General features: G+C 64.5%; 1 protein-coding gene. It reads right to left on the reverse strand.

Translation table 11 applies throughout. The features are described from left to right. Window positions 1-243 precede the first annotated feature (243 nt). Window positions 244-1,896, reverse strand: a complete 1,653-nt coding sequence (locus GY769_17000; protein MCP4203620.1) for an IS1634 family transposase — start codon at window positions 1,894-1,896, stop codon at window positions 244-246. Window positions 1,897-2,107 lie beyond the last annotated feature (211 nt).

A 2,107-nucleotide genomic window follows, 5' to 3' on the forward strand; every position in this document is an offset into this window, starting at 1 on the left:
AAACAAAAACATAGCAACAATGGATGCTGAATTTAGCAAAGACTTTAAGATCCAAGGGCCGAGTTGCAAGGCGGCTTCGGGACATAACGTTCGCCGCTGACGCCAATCGTTCCGGCCAAGTCGCTGCTAGGTTCGGTTAGGCCCATCTTCTACAGTGCGTTTTACTAACTAATTGTTCGGGCGTCGTTTTTCGCGGCCGGAATCGGGCTTGGCACTACATTTAGGGATATGTTGCGTAGCGCGTCAGGCGGCCACGTCGATCTGGCGGATGGTCGGGGGCAGGGCGACGCCGGTGGCGCGCAGCGCCAGGCTGGCGGCGGGCTTGGGCTGGGCGCGGATGAGGAAGCGCTTACCGTCTTGGGCGATCTCGGTTTCGTCGAGGGCGTCGAGGTCGCGGATGATGTCGCCCCACGAGACCTGCTCGCCACGCTTGGCGATGCTGTCCTCAAGGGCCTTCTTGAGGACGAGGGCGAGGAAGGAACAGAAGACGTGGCCGCGGATGGTGCGGTCGAATTTATGGAACACGGGTCGGGTCGCCAACAGGCTCTTGGCGGCGCGAAAGAGCTGTTCGACGGTCCAAAGCTGCTTGTAGCGCAGCATGACTTCGAGGGGGTTCATGGCGGTGTTGGTGCGCAGCACGAACAGGCCGTCGAGCTTGGCTTCCTGTTCGACCTTGGCGGCATCGATGGCGAAGCGCTTGTCGCCCAGGGTGTTGAGGAAGCGACGGTAGCCGGCGTTGCCGACGAGGGCCTTGTCGCCCTGCGCGAGCCGACGTTTGAGGCTCTCGAGTATGGCGCCACGCTCGGCGGCGTCCTTCGCCGCCTGGGCATGGTTGATGCAGACAACGTAGCGGACGCCGGCAACCTCGACCGCCTTGGCGCCGTAGTCGATCTCCTTACCGCGGCGGGTAAGGGTGAGCGGCACGAAAGGAGCGTCATCGGCGAGGACGACGTCGCCTACCGCCTTGTCGGTGCGTTCGCGCACGCCGAGAATGTAGTCGAAGCCGCGGCTCTCGAGCTCGGCGAGATTGTCCGCGCTGATCGTGCCGCGGTCGGCGACGACACAAACGCGACCGATGCGAAAGCGCCGGCGCAGGCGCTCGACGACGGGGACGAGGATGGTGACGTCGGCGGTGTTGCCCGGCCACATCTCCGAACAGATCGGCCGGCCGTCACCGTCGAGCACGACGGCGAGGATCATCTGCTTGAGGTCGGGTCGGTGGTCCTTGGAATAGCCCCGCCGGCCCAAACTCTCGCCGCCCTCGCCTTCGAAGTACAGGCTCGTGGTGTCCATGAACACCACGTCGAGCGTAGCGAAGAGGTCGCGCCGGTGGGCGAACAGCTCTTCCTCGATCAGGTCCTTGATGGTGCGCGGGGCCAAGGCGGTATCGGCGTCCTCTTGCTCGGCCAGCTCCTCGCCGAGCCAGGCCATGGCGCGGTAGAGGTGGTGCAGGTCGAGGTCCTCGCTCCCGGCGATGCGGTAGTCCTCGCGCCAGCGCTCGGCGGCGCGGTCGGAACCGCCCTCGAACAGCCGGTGGAGGACGGTGAGGAAGATCGCCCGCTCGAGCGCGAAGGCGTGCTTGCGGTTCGCGGCCAGCTTTTCGATCACCGCCCGGCACCCGGTCTCCTGCCACAGCCGCTCGAACACCAGGGCCGGGCCGATGCGCCAGGTCCCGACCCGCTCTGCCGTCTCGCTCTCGAACGCGTTCAGCACCATGGCCTTGTCGGCGAAGCGTGCGCCCGAGCGCACCAGACGATCGAGCTGGCCGCTGGCCTGCAGCACATCGAGACGACCGAGGGTGGCGATCACGCGCTGGCGGACGCGCTTACCCTCGCGCCGGCTCTCGGCGATCTGGAGGTAGAGGCGTCCCCCGGACTGTTTCTTGCGGAAGTACATGGCGGCCTCATGCTGGTGCGCACAAGATCGCCGAAAGGGATCGCCAAATCAACAAAAATCGGCTCAAAACGTGGCACTACATTCTGAGCCAGCCCGACCCTTCACCCCAGGTTTTCCGCGGCTTTCAGGCCCCTCAACCCGACGCAACTGTAGAAGATGGGCTTAATCGGTGGAATACACCTTAACCAACTGTCCGATTTCCTGGGACCAC

The organism is bacterium, from assembly GCA_024224155.1.
Lineage (GTDB): Bacteria > Acidobacteriota > Thermoanaerobaculia > Multivoradales > JAHEKO01 > CALZIK01.